Here is a 23,569-nt window from a genome sequence, read left to right as displayed (position 1 = left end):
CGCCTGACGCTGTACATGCCTGATGCGCCCACTTCGGACCCTGGGGGGCCGTGATGGTCGAGGAGCTGGTGGCGGCGGGAGTCTCCGTCGTGTCCGTGGGGCTCGTCTATGTGATGGCCGGGGCCCGTGTCGTCAAACAGTACGAACGCGGGGTGGTGCTGCGCCTCGGCCGGCTGCGCCCGGAGGTGCGCGGGCCCGGGTTCACCATGGTCGTGCCCTTCGTCGACCGGCTGCGTAAGGTCAATATGCAGATCGTGACGATGCCGGTGCCCGCGCAGGACGGCATCACGCGGGACAACGTCACGGTCCGGGTCGACGCGGTCATCTACTTCAAGGTGGTGGACGCGGCCGACGCGGTCATCCAGGTCGAGGACTACCGCTTCGCGGTCTCCCAGATGGCACAGACCTCGCTGCGCTCGATCATCGGCAAGAGCGACCTGGACGATCTGCTCTCCAACCGCGAGAAGCTCAACCAGGGGCTGGAGCTGATGATCGACAGCCCGGCGATGGGCTGGGGGGTGCAGATCGACCGGGTCGAGATCAAGGACGTATCACTCCCGGAGACGATGAAGCGGTCGATGGCCCGGCAGGCGGAGGCCGACCGGGAGCGGCGCGCGCGGGTCATCAACGCGGACGCGGAGCTCCAGGCGTCGAAGAAGCTGGCGGAGGCCGCCGGGGTGATGTCCGAGCAGCCCGCCGCGCTCCAACTGCGCTTGCTGCAGACGGTGGTGGCGGTCGCGGCCGAGAAGAACTCCACGCTCGTGCTGCCCTTCCCGGTGGAACTGCTGCGGTTCCTGGAGCGGGCGCAGCCGTCGGTCGAGCAGCCGGCGCGGGAATCGGTTGCTCAACCGGCGCGGGAATCGGTTGCCCAACCGGCGCAGGCATCGGTCGAGCAACCGGTGCGGGAGCAACCTCCTTCCTCTGCGCCCCCGTTGGAATCGGCCTCTGAAGGGTCGGAAACCAGACAGGAGTAGACCTCGCGCGGTGCACATCGGTCACTTGCGTCCGGTGTTTGCACTGCGAACTCACGAGGTGCGATCACACAGGGTCAAGGAGCCCGGGGCGTACGCCCATTGCTGTACGCGCGTCCCGAAGTCGACCTTGTGAGCCCCCTGTGGGCCTCGGAATAGTGGGCGGTCGTACGCCTTCCGGTCCTGGAGGTCCCCACAACCTCCCGGTCGGCCCCCCCCCGCAGGAGGACGTGAGTTGAAGTACCGACGCATAGCCGGGCGCCGCGCCGCCGTGGCCGCCGCGGGTGTCGCCGCCCTGGCCGCCGCGGGAGTCACCAGTCGACCACCCGAGCGAGGTCGACCTCTACAACGGTTCCGCGCAGCCCATCACCCAGGCGGGTGACGCGACTGTCGGGCAATCGGTGACCCGCAGCGGTGCGACGACCCAGGTGCACAGCGGCACGGTCACCGGTCTGGACGCCACCGTGAACTACGGCAACGGCGACATCGTCGACGGACTCATCCAGACCGACGTCTGCGCCGAGCCCGGTGACAGCGGCGGCTCGCTCTTCTCGGGCTCCACGGCCCTCGGCCTCACCTCGGGCGGCAGCGGCGACTGCGCCTCGGGCGGCGAGACCTTCTTCCAGCCGGTCACCGAGGCCCTGTCGACCTTCGGCGCCCAGCTCGGCTGACGCGTCCGTCCTCCCTGTTCGGGACCGGGCGGGCCGGTGTTCGTGCAGGTGGGACGGGCTCGAACGGATGTCGCACAGGTGGCTGTGCGGGCGCCGACGACCCGTCTCGGCGGCTGTTCGCCCTCTGTCTTGCGGCGTACGGGGACTTCTCGGCCGGTCGAGGGTGCGTCGAGACGGGCCCGGATCGCGCGTGAGTGCGCGTGAGTGCGGGCTGGTTCCTGCGGCTCTGTTCCCTGTGCTCGACCAGTTGGCGGCGTTTGGTCCGCTCGCTTCCTGGAGCGCGGCCCTTGCCGCAGGAGACCTGCGCTGGGAGCTGCTGTCGAGCTACGGCGACCCGCTGGGGATTCGTTCCCCGTTACGGAAAGTGTCGTTCGTGCTGCAAACCGTTGCCTTTCCGTGGGCCTTGGGGTCGTGAGCGGCGCCGGCGTGGTGTGCGCCGTGGGGTGGTTCCCCCCAACTGCGCTGCCCGGCCGGGGAGGTGGCGGGTCAGTGCCTGTTTCGGCCGCTGCTTCCCTCGGCAAAGAATCGCTGACGTGTTCGAATCTGGTCGCTGACCGGGGCTGATGGAGTTAGAGTAATCGAACGAGCGTACGACGAACATATCGGGCGTATGACTGAAAAGGGGTGGAGTGATGGAGGTGCGGCATGGCGGGCTTCGCCCATCTGCACGTCGCGTCCGGTTACTCCGCTCGCTACGGTGCCGCTCACCCCGAACATCTCGTCCGGCGGGCGGCCGAGCGGGGCGTGACGGCACTCGCGCTCACCGACCGGGACACGGTCACCGGGGTCGTCCGGTTCGCGCGGGCATGCGCTGCAAGCGGGGTTCGGCCGATCTTCGGTGTCGACCTGGCGGTGGATGCCCTTGTGTCCCCGCAGCCTGCCCAGCGGCAGCGCACTCCAGCGCGCGGCGGCGCACACGTCGTCGAGCCGCCGCTGCGGTTCGTACTGCTCGCGCAGAACCGGGCGGGATGGGCGCGACTGTGCCGCATCACGTCAGCCGCCCATGCGCGTGCCGGGGCCGGTGCGGCACCGGTGGTGCCGTGGGAAGCGCTGCGCGAGTACGGCGGCCCTGGCCTGACGGTGCTGCTCGGACCGCTCTCGGAGCCGGTGCGGGCCTTGGCGGCCGGCCGTGAAGACGTCGCGATGAAGCTGTTGGTGCCGTGGCGGGAGATTTTCGGTAGGGGAATCAGGCTGGAAGCTGTTGTGCATAAACGTTTCGGCATCGGGCCTGGATCGCTGCGGCTGGCTGCCCGCACCCTGACGCTGGCCGACCGCACCAATACCACCGCGGTGCTCTCCAACGCCGTCCGCTACGCCGACCCGGAGCAGCATCGGCTTGCTGATGTCCTGGACGCGGCGAGACTGCTGCGACCGATCGACCGGCGCCGCCTGGACAGCGGGCAGCGTTGGCTCAAGGACGAGAGGGCGATGACGGTCATCGCACAGATGGTCGCCGAATGCGCCGGAGCGGATGTCCGGCGAGCACGACGCCTGGTGACGGACACCGCTGCCACGGCGGCCGCGTGCACCGTCGGCCCCGGAGCGGACCTCGGGCTGGGCACGCCACACTTCCCGGAACCGTCGCTCTTCGGCGCCGAGCCCGGCGCAGGAGGAGCCGCACAGCTGCTGCGTCGGCAGTGCGAGGCAGGTATGGCCCGACGTGGCCTCGACCGCGATCGATTGGCGCTTGACCGGCTGGACGAAGAACTCGACGTGATCTCCAAGTTGGACTACGACTCGTACTTCCTCGCCGTCGGCCAGATCGTGGCCGACATCCGGGAGAAGGGCATCAGGGTCGCGGCCCGCGGCTCGGGTGCCGGGTCAATGGTCTGCCACGCGCTGGACATCGCCACGGCCAACCCGCTCGACCATCACCTGCTGTTCGAACGCTTCCTGAGCGTGCGCCGCGGGTCGCTGCCCGACATCGACATCGACGTGGAGTCGGCCAGACGGCTGGAGTGCTACGACACGATCTTCGAACGGTTCGGCAAGGAACGGGTGGCGGTCACCGCGATGCCCGAGACCTACCGGGCCCGCCGCGCCCTGCGGGACACCGGCCTCGCGCTGGGGATCGTACCGGCTGACATCGACCGGATCGCCAAGAGCTTCCCGCACCTACGGGCCTCGGACATCACCGGCGCGCTCGCCGAACTGCCCGAACTGCGTCAGCTGGCGGCCGAGGCACACCGGTACGGACCGCTGTGGGAGCTCGCCGAAGGCCTCGACTCCCTGGTCCACGGCATGGCCATGCACCCCTGCGGAGTGGTCATCAGCGACGCGACCCTCCTGGACCGGCTGCCTGTGCAGCCCACGCCGCAGGGCGACTACCCCATGGCGATGGCGGCAAAGGAGGAGATCGAGGCGCTGGGCAACATCAAGCTGGACGTTCTGGGCGTGCGGATGCAGTCCGCGATGGCCCACGCCGTCACCGAGATCGAACGGACAACTGGTAACCACATCGACTTGGACGACCCTCGGCAGGTGCCGCTCGACGACGTCTTCGCGTTCAAGCTCATCCAGGAGAGCCAGACCCTGGGCCTGTTCCAGCTCGAGTCGCCCGGCCAGCAAGACCTCCTGTCCCGGCTGCAGCCCCGCGACCCGCAGGACGTCATCGCCGACATCAGTCTCTTCCGTCCCGGACCGGTTGCCGGCGGTATGCCCGAGCGGTACATCGCCGCACGCCATGGCGGCACCCCCTCGTACGCCCATCCGGACCTGGAGCCGGTGCTCGCCGACACCTACGGCGTGACCATCTGGCACGAGCAGATCATCGAAACGTTCTCGGTGATGACCGGCTGCGACCGCGCACTGGCGGAGATCGCCCGGCGGGCGCTCGGCGACAAGAACCGGCTGCCCAGGATCAAGGACTGGTTCCACGGCCTGGCACGCGCGCGTGGCTACAGCGCCGCCGTCCGGGACGAGGTCTGGAAGACGGTCGAGGCCTTCGGGGCGTACGGCTTCTGCCGCGCCCACGCGGTCGCCTTCGCCGTACCCGCCTTGCAGAGCGCCTGGCTGAAGGCGCACTACCCGGCGTTCCTGCTGGCCGGCCTGCTCGAACACGACCCCGGGATGTGGCCCAAGCGCGTGCTCGTCTCCGACGCCCGTCGGCGCGGCGTCCCCGTCCTGCCCGTCGACATCAACCACTCCAAGGTGAAGCACACCGTGGAGCAGGCCGACGGAGAACAGTGGGGCGTACGACTCGCCCTCTCCGCGGTGCACGGCATCAGCGAGGAGGAATGCGCGCGGATCGAGGAGGGCCGGCCGTACGGATCGCTGTCGGACTTCTGGCAGCGGGCCCGTCCCAGCAGGCCGGTCGCCGAACGCCTGGCGGAGATCGGCGCCCTGAACTCCCTCCACGACGGACGCCTCACGCGACGCGATCTGCTGCTGCAGATCGCCGAACTCCACCGGGCCTCCCGCACCCGATCGGCGGGCAAGGGCCAGCTGCCCATCGACACGAACGCCGTCGGCGGAGCGGAGCCGAGCGGCCTGCCGGAGATGACCGGACGCGAAGCCCTGAGCGCCGAGCTGAGCACCCTCGGCATCGACGTCTCCAAGCACCTGATGGAGCACCACCACCGACTCCTGCGCGAGATCGGTGCGACCGACGCCGCCCACCTGGCCGGCCTGCGCGCCGGTCAGCAGGTCCTCGTCGCCGGCGTACGGGCCTCGACCCAGACCCCGCCGATCGCCAGCGGTCGGCGCATCATCTTCGTCACCCTGGAGGACGGCTCAGGCCTGGTCGACCTGGCGTTCTTCGAGGACTCCCACCCGGCCTGCGCCCACACCGTCTTCCACAGTGGCCTGCTGCTGGTGCGCGGCACGGTCCAGGTGCGCGGCACCCGCCGTACCGTCGTCGGCACCATGGCCTGGGACCTGGACGAGATCGCCGCCGCCCGCCGCGACAACGGCCCCGAGGCCGCACTCGCCCTCCTCGGAGCCAGTCACCCGCACCCGACCCCCGCACAGCCGCGGCGGACTCTGGTCAATGGCACCACAGGCGCTCGGCTGCACCCATATGCCGACCTGCAGCCCGCCGGCAGCCGTTCGGCCGACCTGAAGAAGTTCGGCTACACCAGCCCGGGGAGTGCAGGATGACGGCGCGTCAGCGGCATATCGCCCACCTCCATCTGCACGCCGTACTGAGCGACGCCCAGTACGAAGACATAATCGAACTGGTGTCTGGTATCACGCCCCATGTCCAGGCCATTCCGCCCAACGCCGTCCAGCTCGACCTGACATCGGCGCTCAGATACTTCGACCTGTCTCCCTACGACGTCGTCCAGTTGACAAAGCTCAGGCTGAAGGCCCTCTACGACATCGACAGCAGCGCCGGGCTCGCGAACAACCGCATGCTGGCCGCCATGGCGGCCGACGCGTCCGCGCCGGGTGACACCACCTGGATCCGCGCCGGGCAGGCCGCCGCCTGGCTCTACCCCCGCCCGGTCATCGCGCTGCCAGGGATCGGCCGCGCCACAGCGGAAACGCTCAACAGATACGGACTGCACACCATCGGCCAGGTCGCCGACATACCCCCGGCAACCCTGCAGCGACTTCTCGGAGCCGGCTCTGCCCGGCTGCTGGCCGAGCGCGCCCGCGGCCATGATCCCCGCCCGGTCACCCCATCAGAACCGGCAGCGCACCTGGTCGCCGACCTCGTGCTGGAGCGGGACTGTCTTGACCCGGTGTGGCAACACCGAGCGGTCCTGGGACTTGCGGACCAGATCGGTCAACGCCTGCGCGGTGAGAACCAGATCACTGGCCGCCTCGCTCTCACGGTACGGTACGCCGACCGTAGCTCCACCACCCGCTCGCGCGCTCTGCCGGAACCCACCAACCACTCACCCGCCCTCGCCGCAGCGGCCCTGGGCCTGCTGACCGCCCTGGGGCTGCAGCGAGCACGAGCCCGCGCCTTCGCGATCCGTGCCGACGACCTGCTGCCGGCCGACAGCGCCTACCGCCAGCTCTCTCTGGATCCCAGTGATGCCCGTGCCCGCGCAGCCGAAGCCGCCGCAGACCGTGCCCGTCGACGCTTCGGGCCGGAGGCTGTACGGCCGGCCGCTCTGGCTGACTGACTGCTTCGCCAAGAACCACTGGTTCCTGGCGAAGGCGGTGATGTGAGGCGTGGGGGACTGGCTCCCGTCTTTGGGTGGTGGCCACATCGTCGGGAAGGGCCTCGCAGAGGCGCAATGGGGCTTCCGCCTCGCGGAAGCATCTTTGGGAGTTGCCTGGTCAGAGAAGTGATGAGGACGCGTGGGCCGATATCGGATGGCGATGAGGTCGCTATCCGCATTCAGCGTCTTCAGTGACGGCACGGATTGCTCCGTGCTCAGATAGCCAGACGACCAGGAGTACGGCAGCGACCCACCAAAGGGCCTGCACGGTGAAGCCGAACCCGAACACCACCAGGATCAGCAGAAGGAGAAGCATCCACAGGATCATTGCCGGGCCTCCGGATCGCGGGAATTTCCTGACTTCCGCGGGGTCCGGGCGAAGCGGGAACGCGGAATGCGTCGCCCGAGTGATCCGGAGTGGCATGGCACTACACCGTGCTGTCAGTCAACGCCGGGCGACTTCCCTTGTCAACGCAGTGTCAACATGGGGGAGTTCTGCGAGCTGGGCAGGGGCCGCTGGGGCAAACGGAGCCTCGGCGGGAGCGTTGACCAGCTCGGCCGGTGGCGCCGGCAGGATGCGGTCCTCCCACCAGGACAGGCCCATCACGGTGGCGAGCAGGACGAAGGGGGTCGAAGCCGGAACGATCAGCGCGTACATGTGTACCGCCTGTCGTGAAATGCGTGCGACGCGGCGGGCAGCAGAAGGGTGCCCGCACGGGGCGCATCGATGCCGCGCCATGATCGAGTGGCGATGGCGGGTGCGGGAGTCGCCCGTTGGTGACGGGACGGGTTCCGGCACTGATGCGCGAGGTGCGCCCCCGAAGGAGCGCGAGAGGTGATCGACGCTGCCGGGGGCTCGGGCCGTACCACGCACGCTAGCCCTCTCCGCACTCCCCGGACAGATGTCAAGTGGCCATCCCCTTTCGACCGGTTCCGTCGGACGCCGCGGACAGGGGTCGCTATCCGCAACCTCTGGGGAGGGCTAGGCTGTTCGAACAGGCCCCGGCCCCCGGCAGTGATGCGTTGTTCCGCTCCGGGGAGGCCCGCCGTGTTCGTTCTGCTTCTCGTCCTGATCGTCGTCCTGTTCGGCCTCGGCTTTCTCAATCCCCTCTGGTGGGTGGCCGCGGCCGTGTTGCTCTCGCGACAGCGAACCGCTGACTCCGGACGGCTTCCTCCTCGAAGTCGCCGATCTGGTCGACAAGTTGAGTGGACGGCCGACCGCCGCACAGCGGTGCCACGACGCGATCCGGCACTACCAGCAGGATCCGACCGAGCCCCGGCGCCTCGCACTGCGGGATGCCCATCTCGCCGTCCCGCCCCACCTCCGCATCTACGTCCTGGGTGACATGGACCGTCAGGACCGCCCGCTGCGCATCCTGGTCACTGACCTCGGCGAGGCGGTCGACGGGGACGGCCCGGTGGTCACGGCGGAGCTGCGTCACGAGGCACTCGACTACTTCCACCGTGGGGACCGGGCCGTCCAGGACGCGGAGGAACGGCGGGCCGTCCGGTACGCCGACGATCCGGCCGTGGCGGGCCACCCGGCCGTCGTCTCGAATGAGGTCGTCCATCCGCGGGGCTGGCCCGAGGAGCCGGGTCTGTTCGTACTGCGCAACGACTTCCCGGTGAGGATCGACTTCGCCGGGGAGACCTACGCATCCGTACTGCATGGATATTGGGCGCTGTCGGCGGCCGACGCCGCCGACCGGACGCGTATCCGGGAGGCGGCGTCCGGCCGCGACGCGCACGACCTCGGCGGCCGGGCCGCACGGCGGGCCGACTGGGCGCAGGCCCGGCTCGCCGTCATGGCCGGGCTGCTGCGCGCGAAGTTCGGCCAACACCCCGAACTGGCGGAGGTGCTCCTCTCCACGGGGGACGCGAGGATCAGCTACACGGGCTTCTCGGAGTCCCTCCACTGGACCGACGCCCCCGACAGTCGCGGGCGGAACTGGGTCGGCCGCCTGTTGGAGCTCACCCGCTCCGAGCTCGCCTTCCAGATCAGTTCGCCCACGGGGGAGTGAGGACCGAGCCGTCGGCCAGTTCCGCTTGGAGGCCGATGGATGTGGTGACCCAGGAGGTGGCGGTTTCCTGGGTCGGGTTCTCGACGCCGAGGGTCGCGCCGGGGTTGATGATCACCGTGTCGCCCGCGGTGATCCGCTCGGTGCGGCCGTCGAGCGTGATCAGGAGTTCGCCGGAGAGGAGGTGGAAGATCTCCTCGCGGTTGACGGTATGCAGGGGTGCCTTGGTCCCCGCGGGTATCTCGCCGCGCCAGGCGCAGAGTTCCTTGCTGCCGCTCAGCGGGGTGGCGTACGAGACGAAACGGGCGCCGTGGATCTCGTGGACGACGGCTTCGGACGGGCGGACGACGGGCATGGCAGGCCTCCAGGTAGATGGTCAAGCTCCTTGACTACATGGTCAAGCTGCTTGACCAATACGTCAAGGGTGTTTCAATGCTTCCGTGCAGAACTCCGAGGCCGTGACCCTGTCCGCCGCCGTGCTCGCCGTCGCCGGTGAGCTGACGCAGCGTATTCATGAGGGCGTGGTCGCCCGGGGGTTCGAGGGGGTGCGGCCCGCGCACGGCTTTGCGTTCACGCGCCTCGCCCCGGGCGGGGCGACGGTCACCGACCTCGCCGCGCACCTCGGGGTCACCAAGCAGGCCGCGAGTCAGCTCGTCGACGAGTTGGTGCGCAAGGGGTATGTGGAGCGGCGGCCGCATCCCGGCGATGCGCGGGCCCGGCTGGTCGTGCTGACCGGGCGCGGGTGGGAGTGCACGCGCGCCGCGGAGGAGGCGGCGGCGGAGGCTGTTCGGCCGTGGGTGGAGCTGCTCGGGGAGGGGGAAGTCCGCGTGTTGTGCGCGCAGTTGCTGCGGATCGCTCCCTATGGCCCCATCAGGCCCACCTGGTGATCTTTTGGGTTGGCTCGTGCGGGTCGTCGGCGGCACGTGTCAGTGCCGTCCTGTGCCGCCAGAAGTTTTTTACTGACGCGTAACTTCACACTTGCACTACTCGTCCGTAACTTGACGAGTGAACAGCATCCTCGTGATCCGGATCACAGGGCGTATGTCGTCGCAACTCCCTTGAGCCGCAAGGAGATCACCCGATGCTGCCCTGGAAGCGCCTGCTCAGACCCCTCACCGCACTGCTGCTGACCACGGCGGTCGCCGTCGTCCCCGCCGCCACCGCCCATGCCGCCGCGCCGAGCAGCGGCTGGAACGACTACTCCTGCAAGCCCTCCGCCGCCCACCCCCACCCCGTCGTCCTCGTCCACGGCACCTTCGCGAACTCCGTGGACAACTGGCTGGCCTTCGCGCCCTATCTGGAGGACCGCGGGTACTGCGTCTTCTCCCTCGACTACGGGCAACTGCCCGGCGTCCCCCTCTTCAACGCCCTCGGCCCGATCGACAAGTCGGCCGAGCAACTACAGGTCTTCGTCGACAACGTGCTCGCCGCCACCGGCGCCGCCAAGGCCGACCTCGTCGGCCACTCGCAGGGCGGCCTGATGCCCCGCTACTACCTCAAGTTCCTCGGCGGCGCCGCCAAGGTGAACACCTTCGTCGGCATCGCGCCCGACAACCACGGCACCACCCTCGACGGCCTCACCAACCTGTTGCCGTACTTCCCCGGCGCCGAGGACCTGCTGTCCGCGGCCACGCCCGCGCTCGCCGACCAGATCGTCGGATCAGCGTTCCTGACCAAGCTCAACGCGGGCGGCGACACCGTCGCCGGCGTCCACTACACCGTGATCGCCACCAAGTACGACGAGGTGGTCACGCCGTACCGCTCGCAGTTCCTCACCGGATCCGACGTCCACAACGTACTGCTGCAGGACCTGTGCCCGGTCGACCTCTCCGAGCATGCGGCGATCGGACTCCTCGACCGGATCGCCTTCCACGAGGCGGCCAACGCCCTCGACCCGGCGCACGCCACCAGCACGAACTGCGCCTCCGTGTTCAGCTGACCGCCACAGCCGGGGCCTGTCCGACCTGAGCCGCCGGACAGGCCCCGGAGCTTGACGACAGGGTCTAGCGACCGTGCCCGACCGGGTGCGCCAGGTCCAGGTCGGCCCAGGCCAGCGGCTTGGAGGGGTCGTAACCCGTCTTGGTGAGGTAGACGCTGAAGGTGCCCTTGTGCGGGGCCGTCACCCGGTACTTGAAGGTGTACGCGCCGCTGCTCACGCTCGTCGCCGGCCAGTCGGCGCGGGCCAGGTCCAGGCCCTTGAACTCGTCGTTGCCCGCGCTGCACAGCTTCCCGTCGGGGACGATCTGCTGGTGTCTGCCGTTCGCGTCACCGATCCGGATGCCGTTCCAGTCGTACAGCGCCTGGGTGCCGCCGGCCGCGACGGCCGCTTTGCAGGCGTCCGACGTGGGGCTCTCCGGATTCTCCGCGTAGCACTGGAAGACCCGGCTGACCGGGTCGCCCACAGTGCCGTGCGCGGCGGCGGGCGGCGCGGCGAGCACGGTCAGGGCGAGTGGGGCGACACCGACGGCGGCGAGGGTGGCGGCCCTGCGGCGACCAGGCATGGGGGAGCTCCTCGATCGAATCGGTCCCGGGGGCGAGGGGATGATCAGCAAACTAGCCCCAAGAAACCGTGAAACCGCCTGCTGGAGGCGGGTGAGGGAGATCCTTATGGTCGGCTTAAGGGAGCGCTGAGACTGCGCTCAGGTAGATACCAGCGGAGGCGGATCACGCGGCGAACGTGGCGGCAGGGCGCGCGTTCGTCACGGAGGAGTCCGGGGGAGTCCGGGGGAGCCGGAGAAGTCCGGGAAACATGGGAGCACGGGAAGTCCGTGATCGGCCTCGTGGTGCTCAAGGCGTACGAGGCGTACGAGGATCATCTCTTCCTCGACGGCATCGCCGTCCACCCCGACGCCCATGGCAAGGGCGCCGGGGTGGACGGCAACCGGCGTTCGTGGACGCACGCGCGCGTGCGCTCGGACTGTCCGAGGTCCTCGACTGACGGTTTCTGTGCCGGGGCGTGCGGCCCGGGCCGCTCACCCGTCCGGCCACCACGTGCGGTGGATGTCCTTTCGGACTTCCGGGCGCTCGGCCGGACGCTCGTCGGCCTCGTCCCGCACCCGGCGGGAGTCCGACTTCCTCAGGGGCTTCTGCACGGTCACACGGCGCATGGCTGCCTCCTTGTGCCTACCGGATTCCGCTGTTGTACGGAGGTAGACCCTTTCGGGGAGAGTTCCTCATCGGTCGGGATCTGTCTGTGGTGGCTGTCACGATTCGACTGTCAGTGGTGGGTGTCACCCTGGGGCACATGGAGAGTTACGGCAACATGAATCCAGGTGAGAGCAGCGTCAATCAGTGTCAGGACGGCGTGCGGCCGGGCGGGGATGTCGACTGGGACGACCAGGCCGCCACCTTCGACGACGAGCCGGACCACGGGCTGCGCGACGCCGCCGTGCGGGAGGCCTGGGCGGAGCGGCTGGCCGGGTGGCTGCCCCGGACCCCGTCCGACGTGCTCGATCTCGGCTGCGGCACCGGCAGCCTGTCGCTCCTCGCGGCCGAGTGGGGACACCGCGTCACCGGGATCGACCGCGCGCCGCGCATGGTCGACCTGGCCCGCGCCAAGCTCGCCGGGCGTGACGCGGTGTTCCTCCTCGGTGATGCGACGGCACCGCCCGTCGGCGAGCAGCGGTTCGACGTCGTGCTCGTCCGGCACGTCCTGTGGGCCCTGCCCGACCCCGAGCGCGTCCTGCGGCACTGGAGCGGGCTGCTGCGCCCCGGAGGGCGCCTCGTCCTGGTCGAGGGCGTGTGGGGGACGCTGAGCCCGGTGGGCATACCCGCGGACCGGCTGACCGCCCTCCTCGAGCCCTTCGCGTCGGACCTCCGTCTGGAGCGGCTGTCCGACGACGCGCGGCTGTGGGGGCGGGAGGTGGCGGACGAGCGCTACGCGGTGGTGGCCCGAGTCTGACCATCGGTATTCATCGCGTTCTGGTCGAGCTACCGGTATTCATCGCGTTCTGGTCGAGCAGCGTCTCGAAGCCGCCGCCCTCGCGGGCCAGGCGTTCGAGTGTGTCGAGGGCGTCCTGCGCGGCCCTCGCGGCCTCCGGATCGGTGGTCGCGAGGCCGCTCGCCGCGAACTCGTCCTCGTCCAGGCGGCGCACGTCCGTGCCGTCCGCGGAGCGCCACAGGTCCAGGTCGAGATCCTCGACGGCCAGTTCGCCGCCCAAGAGGGTGGCCGGGCGGGTGATGTCGCAGTACCAGCCCTTCCGTACGCCCTCCGCGTCACGGACCTCCTTGATCGCGTACCAGCGGTCCCGCCAGTAGTACTCGGTGAAGACATCGCCCGGCTCGAACCGTACGAAGCCGAAGTCGCGGAAGCCCTCGCCCGCCCACGGCGCGCGCACGGTGACACGGGTGCCGTCGTCGGCGAGCAGCTCGGCGGCGTAACGGATCTTGACGCGGCCGGACTTGACGAGGACGACCTCCACCATGGTCGACCCGTCAGTCGAGTTCACGGACATACCGCACCTCCGTCGCGCAGATCTCGTAGCAGAACCACTTGTTGACCGCGATCATCGGTTCGTTGCCGCTGTCGTTGCCCGTGAACGCCTCCGTATATCCGGCGGCGCGGGCGCGGTGCAGCGAGTCGTTCTTGGCGAGCTTGGCGAGGCCACGGCCGCGGAACGTGGCGGCGGTGCCCGTCATCACGGTGCCGTAGCGGGTGCCGCCGTCCGTGCGGGCCGCGCTGAACGCCGCCGGGCGGCCGTCGACGAGCGCGACCGTGGTGAGTTCGGCACTGAACATGGGGTGGTTCCAGGTCTCCTGGAGCCAGGCCTGGTAGTCCGTGAACTCGTGGGCGATGTCCCCGGGTTCGTCCGAGTAGGTCTCGGCGTCCAGGGCGAACAGGGGGCGCGGGTCGTCGGCGAAGTCCGAGCCCTTGCGGAGTTCGACGCCCGGCGGCGGGTCCTGGAGCGGCGGCAGGGTGCCGCCCGCCAGGTCGAGGCGGAGGAAGTGGGCGGAGCGGCTCGCACGGTAGCCGTGCTTCTCGGCGAACGCGCGGCTGCCCGGCTTGTCCAGCACCCAGGCGAAGAGCTTGGTGGCGCCCAGGGCAGCCAAGCGCTCCTCGGCGGCGCGCACCAGGAGCGAGCCCGCGCCGCGACGCAGGTGGCTCGGGTCGACGTACACGTTGAGGTAGCCCTGACCCGGCTCCGGGCTGTCGTACGCGATACCGACCTGGGCGGTGCCGATCACTTCGCCGTCCTGCTCGGCGAGCAGGGGGCGGTAGTGGGCGTCGGGGTGCGCGTGCGCGATGTCGTACGCGATGGAGTCGGGGGTGTACAGCACGAAGGGGAGGGCGCGGTTGCGGACACGGGCGAAGCCCTCGGTGTGCCGCCGGTCGTCGGGGCGGACGTCGTTGATGATCACAGCCATGGACTCGCACGCTACGTGGGGCGTGTGTTTGGGCGCCTCTCATTTTCCGGGGGCCCCTTGTTTCTCGATGCCCCTCGTTTCCCGGTGCCCTTGTTTCCCGATGCCCTTCATTTTCCCGTCGGTACGGGACAATCGCTCCGTGACGCTGAAGATCCACATCGATGAGGGGGCCGCGCCCTACGAGCAGGTGCGCGCCCAGATCTCCGAGCAGGCCCGTTCCGGAGCGCTGCCGGTCGGCTACAAACTGCCCACCGTGCGGGGGCTGGCCGAGGAGCTCGGCCTCGCCGCCAACACGGTCGCCAAGGCGTACCGGGCGCTGGAGTCGGACGGGGTGATCGAGACGCGCGGCCGCAACGGGACGTTCGTCGCCGCCGCGGGCTCGGCGGCGGAGCGTGAGGCGGCGTCGGCCGCGCAGGCGTACGCCGAGCGCGTGCGCCGCCTCGGCCTCTCCGAGTCCGCCGCGCTGGACGCCGTACGGGATGCCCTGCGGGCGGCTTACGGGGGCTAGCTCCAAGGGGGGTCGGCTTTTTACGGGGGTCGGCTTTCCTGCTTCACAGGTCGTCCGGTGCCCGGGTCACCGTCAGGCCCGTCGCCGTCGCCGCGCGGGCGAAGGTCACCGCGTCCCGGACCGCCGCCGCGTCCGGGTCGTTGTTGAAGTACGCGTACACCTCGGGGGCGTCGGGCCAGGCGTCCGTGATGCGCCGTATCCAGGTCGTCAGGGACTGGCGGCCGTAGCGCGGCCACGGCTGGGCGCGACCCTCGTGGAAGCGGACGTAGCCCCAGCCGGCGGTCCGCCACAGGGGGGTCACCGGGCGGGCCAGTACGTCGGCCCAGCACAGGGCGGCGCCCCGTGACTCCAGTACCTTGCGCACCTGCGGTGTCCACCAGGAGTCGTGGCGCGGTTCGACCGCGACCCGGACGTCGGCGGGGAAGCAGCCGAGGCACTCGTCGAGGAGACCGGGGTCGGCGTGCAGGGTGGGCGGGAGCTGGAGCAGCACCGGTCCGAGGCGGTCACCGAGCCCGGCGGCGTGGCTCAGCAGCCGGTCGACCGGCTCCGCCGGGTCGCGCAGCCGTTTGATGTGCGTCAGATAGCGGCTCGCCTTGAGGGCGACGACGAAGTCCGGCGGAGTGCGCTCCCGCCAGCTCTCGAAGGTCTCGCGCGTCGGCAGCCGGTAGAAGGCGTTGTTGATCTCGACCGTGGCGAACCGTGCCGCGTACTCCTCCAGCCACAGCCGCATGGGCACCCCGTCCGGGTACAGGACGCCGCGCCAGTCCTTGTACTGCCACCCCGATGTGCCCACGAACAGGGTCATACGACCATCAAAGCACCGCACGCAGTTCCGGGCGGCTAGAGATACAGCCCCGCGTCCGCGCCCTCCCGCTGGTCCGGTACCGACGTCGGGGTCGTGCCCCGGCGCAGCGCGTACAGCTCGGCCAGGGTCGCGCCCTCGCGGCCGACGCCCTCCTGCGCGCCGAGCCAGTTCAGCGCCTCGGGGCGGGTCAGCGGGCCGACCTCGATGCGGGCGAGGCAGCGGCCGGGGCGGACGACGGCGGGGTGGAGGCGCTCCAGATCCTCGTTGGTCGTGACGCCCACGAGCACGTTGCGGCCCTGGCCGAGGAGCCCGTCGGTGAGGTTGAGCAGCCGCGAGAGCGCCTGACCCGCGGTGTGCTTGGCCTCGCCGCGGATCAGCTCGTCGCAGTCCTCCAGCAGGAGCAGCCGCCAGCGGCCCTTGCCGGTGCTGTCCTCCTCGCCGATCGCGATGTCCATCAGATAGCCGACGTCGGAGAAGAGCCGCTCGGGGTCCAGGACACAGTCCACCTGGCACCAGTCGCGCCAGGAGCGGGCCAGCGTGCGCAGGGCCGAGGTCTTGCCCGTGCCGGGCGGACCGTGCAACAGCAACAGCCGGCCCGCGATGTCCTCGGGCGTCGTCTTCATCAGGCGGTCCATGGCGTCCGCAACCGGCGCCGTGTAGTTCGGCCGCACTTCCTCCCACGTACCCGCCGAGATCTGGCGGGTGGTGCGGTGCGGGCCGCGGCGCGGGGACACGTACCAGAACCCCATCGTCACGTTCTCCGGCTGGGGTTCGGGCTCGTCCGCCGCGCCGTCCGTGGCCTGGTCGAGGATCTTCTCGGCCAGCTCGGCGCTGGTCGCGGTGACCGTGATGTCGGCGCCACGGTTCCAGCGGGACACGAGCAGGGTCCAGCCGTCGCCCTCGGCGAGCGTGGCGCTGCGGTCGTCGTCGCGGGCCGAGCGCAGCACACGCGCGCCCGGCGGGAGGAGCGTCGCCCCGGACCGTACGCGGTCGATGTTGGCCGCGTACGAGTGCGGCTGCTCGCCCGTCGCGAAGCGGCCGAGGAACAGCGCGTCGACGACGTCCGACGGCGAGTCGCTGTCGTCGACGTTGAGCCGGATCGGCAGAGCGTCGTGTGGGTTGGCAGACATGCCGCCATGATCCGTCACGCGGGCGCCCCGTGCACCCGGTTTCCGCAGTGCGGCCTGTGTGTCGCCTGTGTCGGCGGTGCTGGTGGTGACGGTCGCGACGGTGATGGCGGTGATGGCGCTCGTCCCTCCCTCTGTACCTCTCTGTATCCCTGTCCCTCCGCCCTGTTACACGGCTGTGGTCTTACGAGACCTGTCCCGCGACCGATCCCCGCCGTTACTGTTGCCCTTGATGGGACGTCATGGGTGGAATTCGGGGGCACGGCGGTGGCGGCTCACCGCGTTGCTCGGCGTGGGAGTGGCCGCTCTGGCCCTGGTGGTGACCTTGCTCAACACCTTGCCGGGGGGCGGCGCGAGCACCGCGGGCACCACCCGCGACGGGGACAAGGTGCACGGCACTCCGGTCACCCCGCCCGAAACGCCGCAGCCGGAGGTGGGCTGGGGCTTCACACACACCCAGTACAGCGCCGACGAGGGCAGTGACGCGGCGACCCAGCGCGTCGAGGGGCTGCTGCAGAAGCAGTCGCTGCCGCAGATCCAGCACATCATGGGCTGGGGTGCGGGCAACCCCGAACCCTCCAAGGGGCGCTACGACTTCACGGAGATGGACCGCCGTATCGACTTCATCCGCAAGTCCGGCGGCACCCCGGTCGTCACCCTGTGCTGTTCCCCGGACTGGATGAAGGGCGGCAAGTCCGGCGCGGACAACACGAACTGGAGCCAGGCGGCTCTGGAGACCGCGCCGGACCGCGCCCACTACGCGGACTTCGCCGCGCTCGCCGCGACCGTCGCCAAGCGCTATCCGGACGTCCGTCACTTCATCGTCTGGAACGAGTTCAAGGGCTTCTGGAACAACAGCGAGGGCCGCTGGGACTACGAGGGCTACACCGAGCTCTACAACCTCGTCTACAAGGCGCTGAAGAAGGTCGACAAGGACATCTTGGTCGGAGGGCCGTACCTCGTCATGGACAGTCTCGACCCGCGCCAGACGGAGAACGCCTCCACGACCCTGAAGGGCACCTGGGGCACCATGGACCAGCGGGTCCTCGACGCCTTCGACTACTGGAACAGGAACAAGGTGGGCGCCGACTTCGTCGTGGTCGACGGCTCCAGCTACACCAAGGACGACGACCTGCTCCCCAATGAGTTCGCGGCCACCGACAAGCTCACCGCAGTCAGCCGGTGGGTGCGCGAGCAGACCCACGACCTGCCGCTGTGGTGGGCCGAGTACTACGTCGAGCCCGCCGACGGCAGCGACGACCGCAAGGGCTGGTCCGAGACCCACCGCGTCGCCGTCCAGGCCGCCGGCCTGATCGCGATGGCCCGCGGCGGCGCCTCCTCCGGCTTCTACTGGAACCCGGAGGAGCAGAAGGGCACCGACTGCGCCGGCTGCCTGTGGACGCCGACCGACAGCGCGGACGGGGGCGCGGCTCTGCCCATGCTCGACCTCGTCTCCCGCTTCGACCAGGCGTTCCCGCCCGGCACGAAGTACGCGACGGTGTCCGTCGCCGCGGACGACGTGCCCAACGTCCGCGTCCTCGCCACCGTCAAGGCCGTCCTCGTCGTGAACACCCTGAACCGCTCCATCAGCGCTCAGGTGGACGGCAAGCGGTTCGACATGAAGGCGTACGAAGTGAAGTGGCTGACCCGGTGAAGTGGTTCGTCCCGGTGAACCCGGGGCGAACCGCCGCACGCGCTTCGCCGTCGTGGGTGCTCCTGGCTGTCGGGTCGGGAGCACCCACGACGGGAGGGGTCAGGGGATTTGCTGGTAGAGCGCGGTCACCTGGTTGGGGGTGAGGGCGTAGTTCCAGGCCTGGACGGTGCTGATCAGACCGGGGAAGAAGTCGGTGTTGCTGCCGTTGTACAGGCTGCGGCCGATGGCGAAGGCGTTGGTGGCGTTCCAGGAGGTGACGCCGGTGGCGGTGGCGGCGAGGCTGCCGTTGACGTAGAGCTGGGCGGTCTTTGTGGTGGCGTCGTAGGTACCGACCAGGTGGGTCCAGGTGTTGGCGGTGGCTGCTGTTGTTGAGCCGGCGACTGTGAAGGCCGAGCTGGTGGTGTCGGTGTTGGCGAAGGTGAGGGCCCAACTTGGGCTGCTGGTGTGGGTGTAGTTGTACTGGAGGTAGAAGGGGCTGTTCTGGGTGCCGTCCTGGGCGGCGACGGTGGCATTGCGGGTGGGCAGTGAGGAGAGTTTCACCCACGCTGAGACGGAGTAGCTGCCGGTGGTGTTGAGTACCTGGCCGCTGCCGGCGGCGTAGCCGGTGGTGCCGTCGAAGGAGAGGGTTTCGCCGCGGGTGGTGTCGTTGGTCCAGGTGGTGGCGCCGTTGAGGGTCAGGGTGTTGCTGCCGACGCCGGTGGTGTCGTTGACGGTGTAGGGGGTGTCGGTGGGGGCGGTGTCGTTGGCGATGGTGAAGCCGTCGCCGTCATCGAGGGCCCAGGTGTCGTGGGGGGAGAGGATGGCGAGGGCTTCGGCGGCGTACCCGGAGTTGGTGAGGTTGACGTGGTCGCCGGTGTCGGCGGCCGTGGCGAGTTTGTTCTCGCCGTTGCCGGTGTCGGGCACGGCGAGGGCGGTGTCGAAGTCGGCGTAATAGACCGGCGGGGTGGACCAGGGGCTGCCGAGGTCCATGTCGCCGAGCCAGCCGTTGACGTCGGTGCGGTTGGCGTCGACCGTACTGGTGCAGGGGTCGTTGGAGGTGGCGCCGTCGCCGGCGAAGCCGTCACAGGGGGTGAGGGAGGTCAGAGTGGTGGAGATGCCCCAGCCTTGGAGTTGTTGGACGAGGGCGGTGTAGCCGTTGGCTTCCAGGTCGTCCGGAGTGCTGCCGCTGAGGAGGTCTTCGAGGCCTTCGTAGACCACGACGCTGCTGATGCCGGGTTGGTCGAGGATGTCGCGGTCGATGCGGGAGAGGGCTGAGGGGCCGCCGAGGGTTTTGGCGTTGAAGGTCTGGGGGTTGTCGGTCATGAGGTCGTTGGATTCGATGCCCTCGGCGATGGTGCCGTAGGGGCTGGGGGTGGTGGGTTCGGCGCCTTCCAGGGTGTCGGAGACGCGGCTTCCGCTGGCGACTGGGGTGGTGTTGGGCTGGAAGGCATCGATGAGTCCGTCGCCGAGCACCGCTTCGGTCGGGGTGTGGCTGGTGGTGACGTCGACATTGGTGACGAGGTCGGTGAACCAGCCTTGCAGGGTTCCGGTGTTGCCGTCGAAGGGCGTGCCGGTGGTGTCGGTGGTCTTGTCCCCGGCACCGGTGACGGTGACGTATTGGTAGGCGTTGTTGGCGAATGAGTGCTGGACCAGGTACGGCACGGAGTTGCTCAGTTGGTAGGAGACGAGGAGGTAGTGGTTGGCGGTGACGGGGAAGGTGAGCGGGTCGCTGTAGACGGAGCCGCCCTGGGGGATGGTCACTGACTGGCCGCCGCCGAAGGTGAGGGTGGTGGGGGTGGCGGTGGGCACGGCGGAGGGGGCGCCGGATCCGGAGTCCTGGGCGATGGTGGCGTGACCGATGGACAGCTTGCTGGTGCCGAGGGCGTTGTCGAGCTTGATGCGGACGGTGTTGCCGGAGGTCGAGGCGGGGAGGGCGATACGGAAGGTCTGGTTGGAGAAGTTGGCGCCCTGGAAGTTGTACTGGCCTTCGTTGGGGTTGGCCCAGGCACCGGTCCAGCTCTGGCCGGTCGGTGCGGCGGCGGTGCTGCCGGTGGTCTCAGGGGTGCCGGTGGTGGTGTTGCGGGTGGCCATGCCGAAGACGTGCAGGGACTGGGTGTGGTTGCCGATGTGATTGCCCACATCGGGCAGTGTGACCGAGGCGATGGTCTTGGCCGGGTCGATGGGCACGGAGAAGGCGTAGAGCCGGTGCGGGGTGGTGGTCTGCCCGGAGGTGTTGTTGCGGTGAGGCAGGATCACGGCGGCGATGGCGTCGGCGCTGACAGTCCAGCCGGGAACGGTCAGGTCGTATTTCGCGATGGTGCCGTCGGTGTAGGTGACGGTGCCGGTCGCTGCGCAGGCTCCCACCGGGTCGGTGCCGGAGAAGCAGTACGAACCGCTCACCGTGGTCCCGGTCGGGACGTAGGGCGCGGTGTCGTCGTTGGCGATGGCGCCAGGGGTGGCCAGCGCCGACCAAGTGGAGGTGGCCAGGAACTCCAGCGCGTTTCCGGAGCCGTTGTAGGTGATGGTCTGGTTGGCGGCCAGGACGTTGTCTTTCTGCCCGGCTCCGTAGACGGGCAGGGTGAAGGTCGCTCCGTCAACGGTGACTTTGCCGGCGCTGGCCCAGCCTGCGGTGGCGAGGTCGGTGGCGGAGTAGCTGTCGCCGCTGCCGTCCAGGTCGGCTTGGCTGGGGGTGGCGTCGGCGCTGATACCGGTGTTGTTGAAGCACGCGGACAGGCTGGTGCAGGTGGTGTTCGGGTCTCCGGCGGCCAGGAACGGGTAGCCGGTGGTGCCGGAGTCGTCGCCTGCGGCGTCCACGGCGTACACCCACAGGGTGTGCGGGCCGGGGGAGTAGGGGGTGATCGTCACTGCGGCGGCGTTGCTCGAAGCGTTGACGACCTGGGAAGCGGACGGGTTGCTGGTGGCGGGCGGTACGTCGACGGAGTAGACGAACTTCGTCGCGCCGGCCCCGCCGCTGGTGGCCACGTTGAAGGTGCCGGCGGTGCCGGCCGCGGCGCCTACGCCCCCGTCGTTGTCGGTGTTGGGGTAGAGGCTGTTCTTCGAGGTGACGGTGGGGGCGCTCGGCGCGGTGGGTTCGGCGACGAAGTGACAGGTCGGGGACTGGGTGTAGGCGGTGGTGTCCTCGCCGTCGGTGACCTTCACCTGCCAGTCCACGATCTGACCGCTGGTCAGCGAGCTGATGAAGCTCGACGGCAGGCTGTAGGCGGCGTAGGAGCCGCTGGCCAGGTTGTCGCTGCTGAGCCCGGTGTGCAGGGTGGTGGAGCCGTTGATCCAGTACTGGAAGGTCGCCTGCAGCTTGTCGCCGTCGGCGTCCGAGACCTTCGCCTTCAGCACGGGTGGGGTGCTGGCGATGGTCTTGCCCATGTACGGGTAGTCGGGGCCGGTGGTGTCACAGGCCGCGTCGTCCGCGCCGGCGACTGCGGCCATCGTCGATTTGGAGGGGGCGGAGGGAGGGAGGTTGTAGAAGATCTCCAGGCTGGGGTTGTGCGCGAAGCGGGAGAAGCCGCCGTCGTCGTGGCTGGACTCGGCGGAGTCCTCGCTGAGTGTGGCGGTGAAGGTGGAGGAGTGACCGGCGGCGTTGTGGGCGATCGGGGTGAGCACGTTCAGACCGTGGGTGACTGAACCGTTTGAGGGACAGAATGTCGGGTTGTAGGCACGCGCGTAGCCGGCGGAGGTGGAGTAGTTGTTGTAGCCGGGCCGGTTGCTCCAGTCGGTGCCCGATCCGATGCCGCCGGACCAGTGCAGGTTGACGGTGTAGGAGCTGGAGCAGGACGCGGAGTAGATCTCCGTGGCGTTGACGGTGGCGGTGTTGATGTGCGCGCCGAAGAGGGTGGAGGACAGCTTCCACTGGTAGATCGCGTGTTCTTTGCCCGTGTAGCAGGCGCCCTCCTGCCAGCCGTTGTAGCCGACCCCCAGGTACCCGTCGTCGGCGAGTGACCCGGTCTGGTTGTAGAAGGACTTGTTGGGGCAGCCCTGCTTGACCTCGTCGAAGGCCGGGGCGGCGGGATCGTAGGGGTGCCAGTTGAACGTCGGGTCGATATAGACCGGGAACACTGTGGAGTGGGCCTTCAGCATCCGGGAGTCCGGTACGAGTGACAGCCCGGAGGCGGACACCTTCGTACCCACCGGCGCCTCACGTGCGGCCAGCCCGGGGTGCGCGGCATCCGAGGGGTCCGCGGCGACCTTGGCCTTGCTTGCCCTCTGTGCTTTCTTGGTTGCCGGCGTCGGCAGCACGGTGTTGGAGTCCCACATCAGCGGGCTGGCCGCGTCCATGAGGTCTCGGCCACGGGTGTCACGCAGTGCGAGGTTGTCCGCATTGCCCCGGCTCAGGCGACCGCCGGTCACCTGGGTTCCGAGACGGAGGGTGGCCAGCGCCGGGTTTTGAGCGGCGGCAGGGGACTTGACGACCAGTGTGTCGGTGAAGCCGCCGGCGGCGGTGGCCGAGACCACCAGGTCCACCGAGGGCAGCACGGACCGGTACGTCGCGGATCCGCCCTTGATGACAGGAGCGGGCAGCGTGCCTGGCCAGGAGACAGCCATGCTCACGCCGTTGTAATGGGTGGTGACTAATGGGGCGTGGCCGCCACCGGAGAAGGACACCGTGCCGTACGCGGTCGCGGCCGGAGACCACGTGCCGTCGCTGTTCTGATGCAGTGTCATGTCGACGGGGACCCAGTTGCCGTGCTGCTCGGTCCGCACGGGCTCGGGGTTGGCCGACAGCTGGAATCCGCCCTCGGGGCTGACGGTGACCTGCTGGACGGGGGTTGTCAACGAGTTGATCCCGACTGCCTTCCCGGTTTTCCGGGCCTTCGCCGCCGCAGTCGCCATCGCCTCACGCTGGGTGGCTGACGGGCCGTATTCGTTCGGCAGGTATGGCAGGTCCGATCGCTCGGGCGTGTCCTTGGCGACCGGGGCGGATGCGCCGGAGGAGTAGTGGGCTGCGTCCCCCGTAGTGGCCCTGGGGGTGTTGGCATAGGCCGGGGTCAGGCTCGCTGTGGCGGTGATCAGGGCAAGCGCGGCAGTGACCGCGGCTCTGCTCCGGCCGGTGGTTCTGCGCGCGCCGGGTATGTGGTGCCATCGCATGTGGAGATTCGCCCCTGTCTGATGACCTGAAGATCCAGTAGTTCACGACGCTAGGAGTCCGCTGCTGTCCGTGACCAGAGGGACAGGTGGCTGGAGGTGATCATTCCGCCCGATTGCCCGCAGAATGTTGTCATGTATGCGACGTAAAGGTCTGGTCATGACTCGGTAGGAGGGTTCGTCGAGCGTCAAGTGGTGGGTAGCGTCCGCTCGGATCGAGTGATCATTACGGACGTCGAGGAGCGGGACGCTGTGGTTTCT

At 69.3% G+C, this 23,569-nt stretch carries 17 protein-coding genes and 3 pseudogenes; 11 read left to right on the top strand and 9 right to left on the bottom strand.

The window, feature by feature from the left end:
* Nucleotides 1–53: 53 nt before the first annotated feature.
* The 4 genes and pseudogenes from OG747_RS09250 (at nucleotide 54) to OG747_RS09235 (ending at nucleotide 6,717) form a co-directional block, all read left to right on the top strand.
* Nucleotides 54–974, top strand: coding sequence for a slipin family protein (locus OG747_RS09250; RefSeq protein WP_405885488.1), 921 nt, complete (start codon nucleotides 54–56; stop codon nucleotides 972–974).
* A gap of 314 nt (nucleotides 975–1,288) precedes the next feature.
* Nucleotides 1,289–1,642, top strand: a pseudogene (locus OG747_RS09245) (S1 family peptidase); the annotation flags it as partial.
* A 645-nt stretch (nucleotides 1,643–2,287) separates the two neighbouring features.
* Nucleotides 2,288–5,740 (top strand): DNA polymerase III subunit alpha, encoded by a 3,453-nt coding sequence (locus OG747_RS09240; protein WP_405878795.1) that lies wholly within the window; start codon nucleotides 2,288–2,290, stop codon nucleotides 5,738–5,740.
* On the top strand, nucleotides 5,737–6,717 hold the full coding sequence (locus OG747_RS09235; protein WP_405878794.1) for a DNA polymerase thumb domain-containing protein: 981 nt from the start codon (nucleotides 5,737–5,739) through the stop codon (nucleotides 6,715–6,717). Before OG747_RS09240 ends, OG747_RS09235 begins: the two co-directional genes overlap by 4 nt.
* A gap of 484 nt (nucleotides 6,718–7,201) precedes the next feature.
* Here OG747_RS09235 and OG747_RS09230 read toward each other — a convergent pair whose 3' ends face one another.
* Nucleotides 7,202–7,414, bottom strand: a complete 213-nt coding sequence (locus OG747_RS09230; protein ID WP_405878793.1) for a hypothetical protein — start codon at nucleotides 7,412–7,414, stop codon at nucleotides 7,202–7,204.
* Nucleotides 7,415–7,958: 544 nt separating this feature from the next.
* On the opposite strand from OG747_RS09230, the gene OG747_RS09225 reads away from it, so the two are divergent.
* Entirely contained in the window at nucleotides 7,959–8,777 is an 819-nt protein-coding gene (locus tag OG747_RS09225; protein WP_405878792.1) for an NADAR family protein, read from the top strand.
* Here OG747_RS09225 and OG747_RS09220 read toward each other — a convergent pair.
* A complete protein-coding gene (locus OG747_RS09220; RefSeq protein WP_405878790.1) occupies nucleotides 8,755–9,129 on the bottom strand; it encodes a cupin domain-containing protein in 375 nt (124 codons plus the stop codon). The two genes, OG747_RS09225 and OG747_RS09220, sit on opposite strands and share 23 nt — an antisense overlap.
* An 85-nt stretch (nucleotides 9,130–9,214) precedes the next feature.
* Here OG747_RS09220 and OG747_RS09215 point away from each other — a divergent pair, with 85 nt between their 5' ends.
* Both OG747_RS09215 and OG747_RS09210 read left to right on the top strand, forming a co-directional pair.
* Nucleotides 9,215–9,661 (top strand): MarR family winged helix-turn-helix transcriptional regulator, encoded by a 447-nt coding sequence (locus OG747_RS09215; RefSeq protein ID WP_405878789.1) that lies wholly within the window; start codon nucleotides 9,215–9,217, stop codon nucleotides 9,659–9,661.
* Between the two features lie 194 nt (nucleotides 9,662–9,855).
* Complete coding sequence (locus OG747_RS09210) at nucleotides 9,856–10,713, top strand: esterase/lipase family protein (RefSeq protein WP_405878788.1); 858 nt, start codon at nucleotides 9,856–9,858, stop codon at nucleotides 10,711–10,713.
* A 79-nt stretch (nucleotides 10,714–10,792) separates the two neighbouring features.
* On the opposite strand, the pseudogene OG747_RS09205 reads toward OG747_RS09210, so the two are convergent.
* Nucleotides 10,793–11,275, bottom strand: a pseudogene (locus OG747_RS09205) (lytic polysaccharide monooxygenase); the annotation flags it as partial.
* Between the two features lie 149 nt (nucleotides 11,276–11,424).
* Here OG747_RS09205 and OG747_RS09200 point away from each other — a divergent pair.
* Nucleotides 11,425–11,703, top strand: a pseudogene (locus OG747_RS09200) (GNAT family N-acetyltransferase); the annotation flags it as partial.
* A gap of 43 nt (nucleotides 11,704–11,746) precedes the next feature.
* Here OG747_RS09200 and OG747_RS09195 read toward each other — a convergent pair.
* Nucleotides 11,747–11,881 (bottom strand): hypothetical protein, encoded by a 135-nt coding sequence (locus OG747_RS09195; protein WP_362068809.1) that lies wholly within the window; start codon nucleotides 11,879–11,881, stop codon nucleotides 11,747–11,749.
* 155 nt (nucleotides 11,882–12,036) lie between these two features.
* Between OG747_RS09195 and OG747_RS09190 the strand changes: the two genes are divergently transcribed.
* Nucleotides 12,037–12,675: a class I SAM-dependent methyltransferase gene (locus tag OG747_RS09190; protein WP_405885487.1), complete on the top strand. Its 639-nt coding sequence runs from the start codon at nucleotides 12,037–12,039 to the stop codon at nucleotides 12,673–12,675.
* A gap of 10 nt (nucleotides 12,676–12,685) precedes the next feature.
* On the opposite strand, the gene OG747_RS09185 is transcribed toward OG747_RS09190, so the two are convergent.
* Together OG747_RS09185 and OG747_RS09180 are read right to left on the bottom strand one after the other, a co-directional pair.
* Entirely contained in the window at nucleotides 12,686–13,228 is a 543-nt protein-coding gene (locus OG747_RS09185) for a DUF402 domain-containing protein (protein WP_405878787.1), read from the bottom strand.
* Entirely contained in the window at nucleotides 13,209–14,138 is a 930-nt protein-coding gene (locus OG747_RS09180; protein ID WP_405878786.1) for a GNAT family N-acetyltransferase, read from the bottom strand. Before OG747_RS09180 ends, OG747_RS09185 begins: the two co-directional genes overlap by 20 nt.
* A 139-nt stretch (nucleotides 14,139–14,277) precedes the next feature.
* Between OG747_RS09180 and OG747_RS09175 the strand changes: the two genes are divergently transcribed.
* On the top strand, nucleotides 14,278–14,646 hold the full coding sequence (locus tag OG747_RS09175; RefSeq protein WP_405878785.1) for a GntR family transcriptional regulator: 369 nt from the start codon (nucleotides 14,278–14,280) through the stop codon (nucleotides 14,644–14,646).
* 43 nt (nucleotides 14,647–14,689) lie between these two features.
* Here the strand turns inward: OG747_RS09175 and OG747_RS09170 are convergent, their stop codons facing one another.
* Together OG747_RS09170 and OG747_RS09165 are read right to left on the bottom strand one after the other, a co-directional pair.
* Nucleotides 14,690–15,451: a DUF72 domain-containing protein gene (locus OG747_RS09170; RefSeq protein WP_405878784.1), complete on the bottom strand. Its 762-nt coding sequence runs from the start codon at nucleotides 15,449–15,451 to the stop codon at nucleotides 14,690–14,692.
* A 35-nt stretch (nucleotides 15,452–15,486) separates the two neighbouring features.
* Complete coding sequence (locus tag OG747_RS09165) at nucleotides 15,487–16,581, bottom strand: DUF5925 domain-containing protein (protein ID WP_405878783.1); 1,095 nt, start codon at nucleotides 16,579–16,581, stop codon at nucleotides 15,487–15,489.
* A gap of 229 nt (nucleotides 16,582–16,810) precedes the next feature.
* On the opposite strand from OG747_RS09165, the gene OG747_RS09160 reads away from it, so the two are divergent.
* Nucleotides 16,811–18,232, top strand: a complete 1,422-nt coding sequence (locus OG747_RS09160) for a GH39 family glycosyl hydrolase (protein ID WP_405878782.1) — start codon at nucleotides 16,811–16,813, stop codon at nucleotides 18,230–18,232.
* 99 nt (nucleotides 18,233–18,331) lie between these two features.
* Here the strand turns inward: OG747_RS09160 and OG747_RS09155 are convergent, their stop codons facing one another.
* On the bottom strand, nucleotides 18,332–23,311 hold the full coding sequence (locus OG747_RS09155) for a LamG-like jellyroll fold domain-containing protein (protein ID WP_405878781.1): 4,980 nt from the start codon (nucleotides 23,309–23,311) through the stop codon (nucleotides 18,332–18,334).
* Nucleotides 23,312–23,569 lie beyond the last annotated feature (258 nt).

This window comes from Streptomyces sp. NBC_01384, assembly GCF_045040035.1.
In the GTDB taxonomy this organism is placed as follows: domain Bacteria; phylum Actinomycetota; class Actinomycetes; order Streptomycetales; family Streptomycetaceae; genus Streptomyces.
Note: the sequence above shows the minus strand (reverse complement) of the source record. Positions and strands in the feature narration are given on the sequence as shown.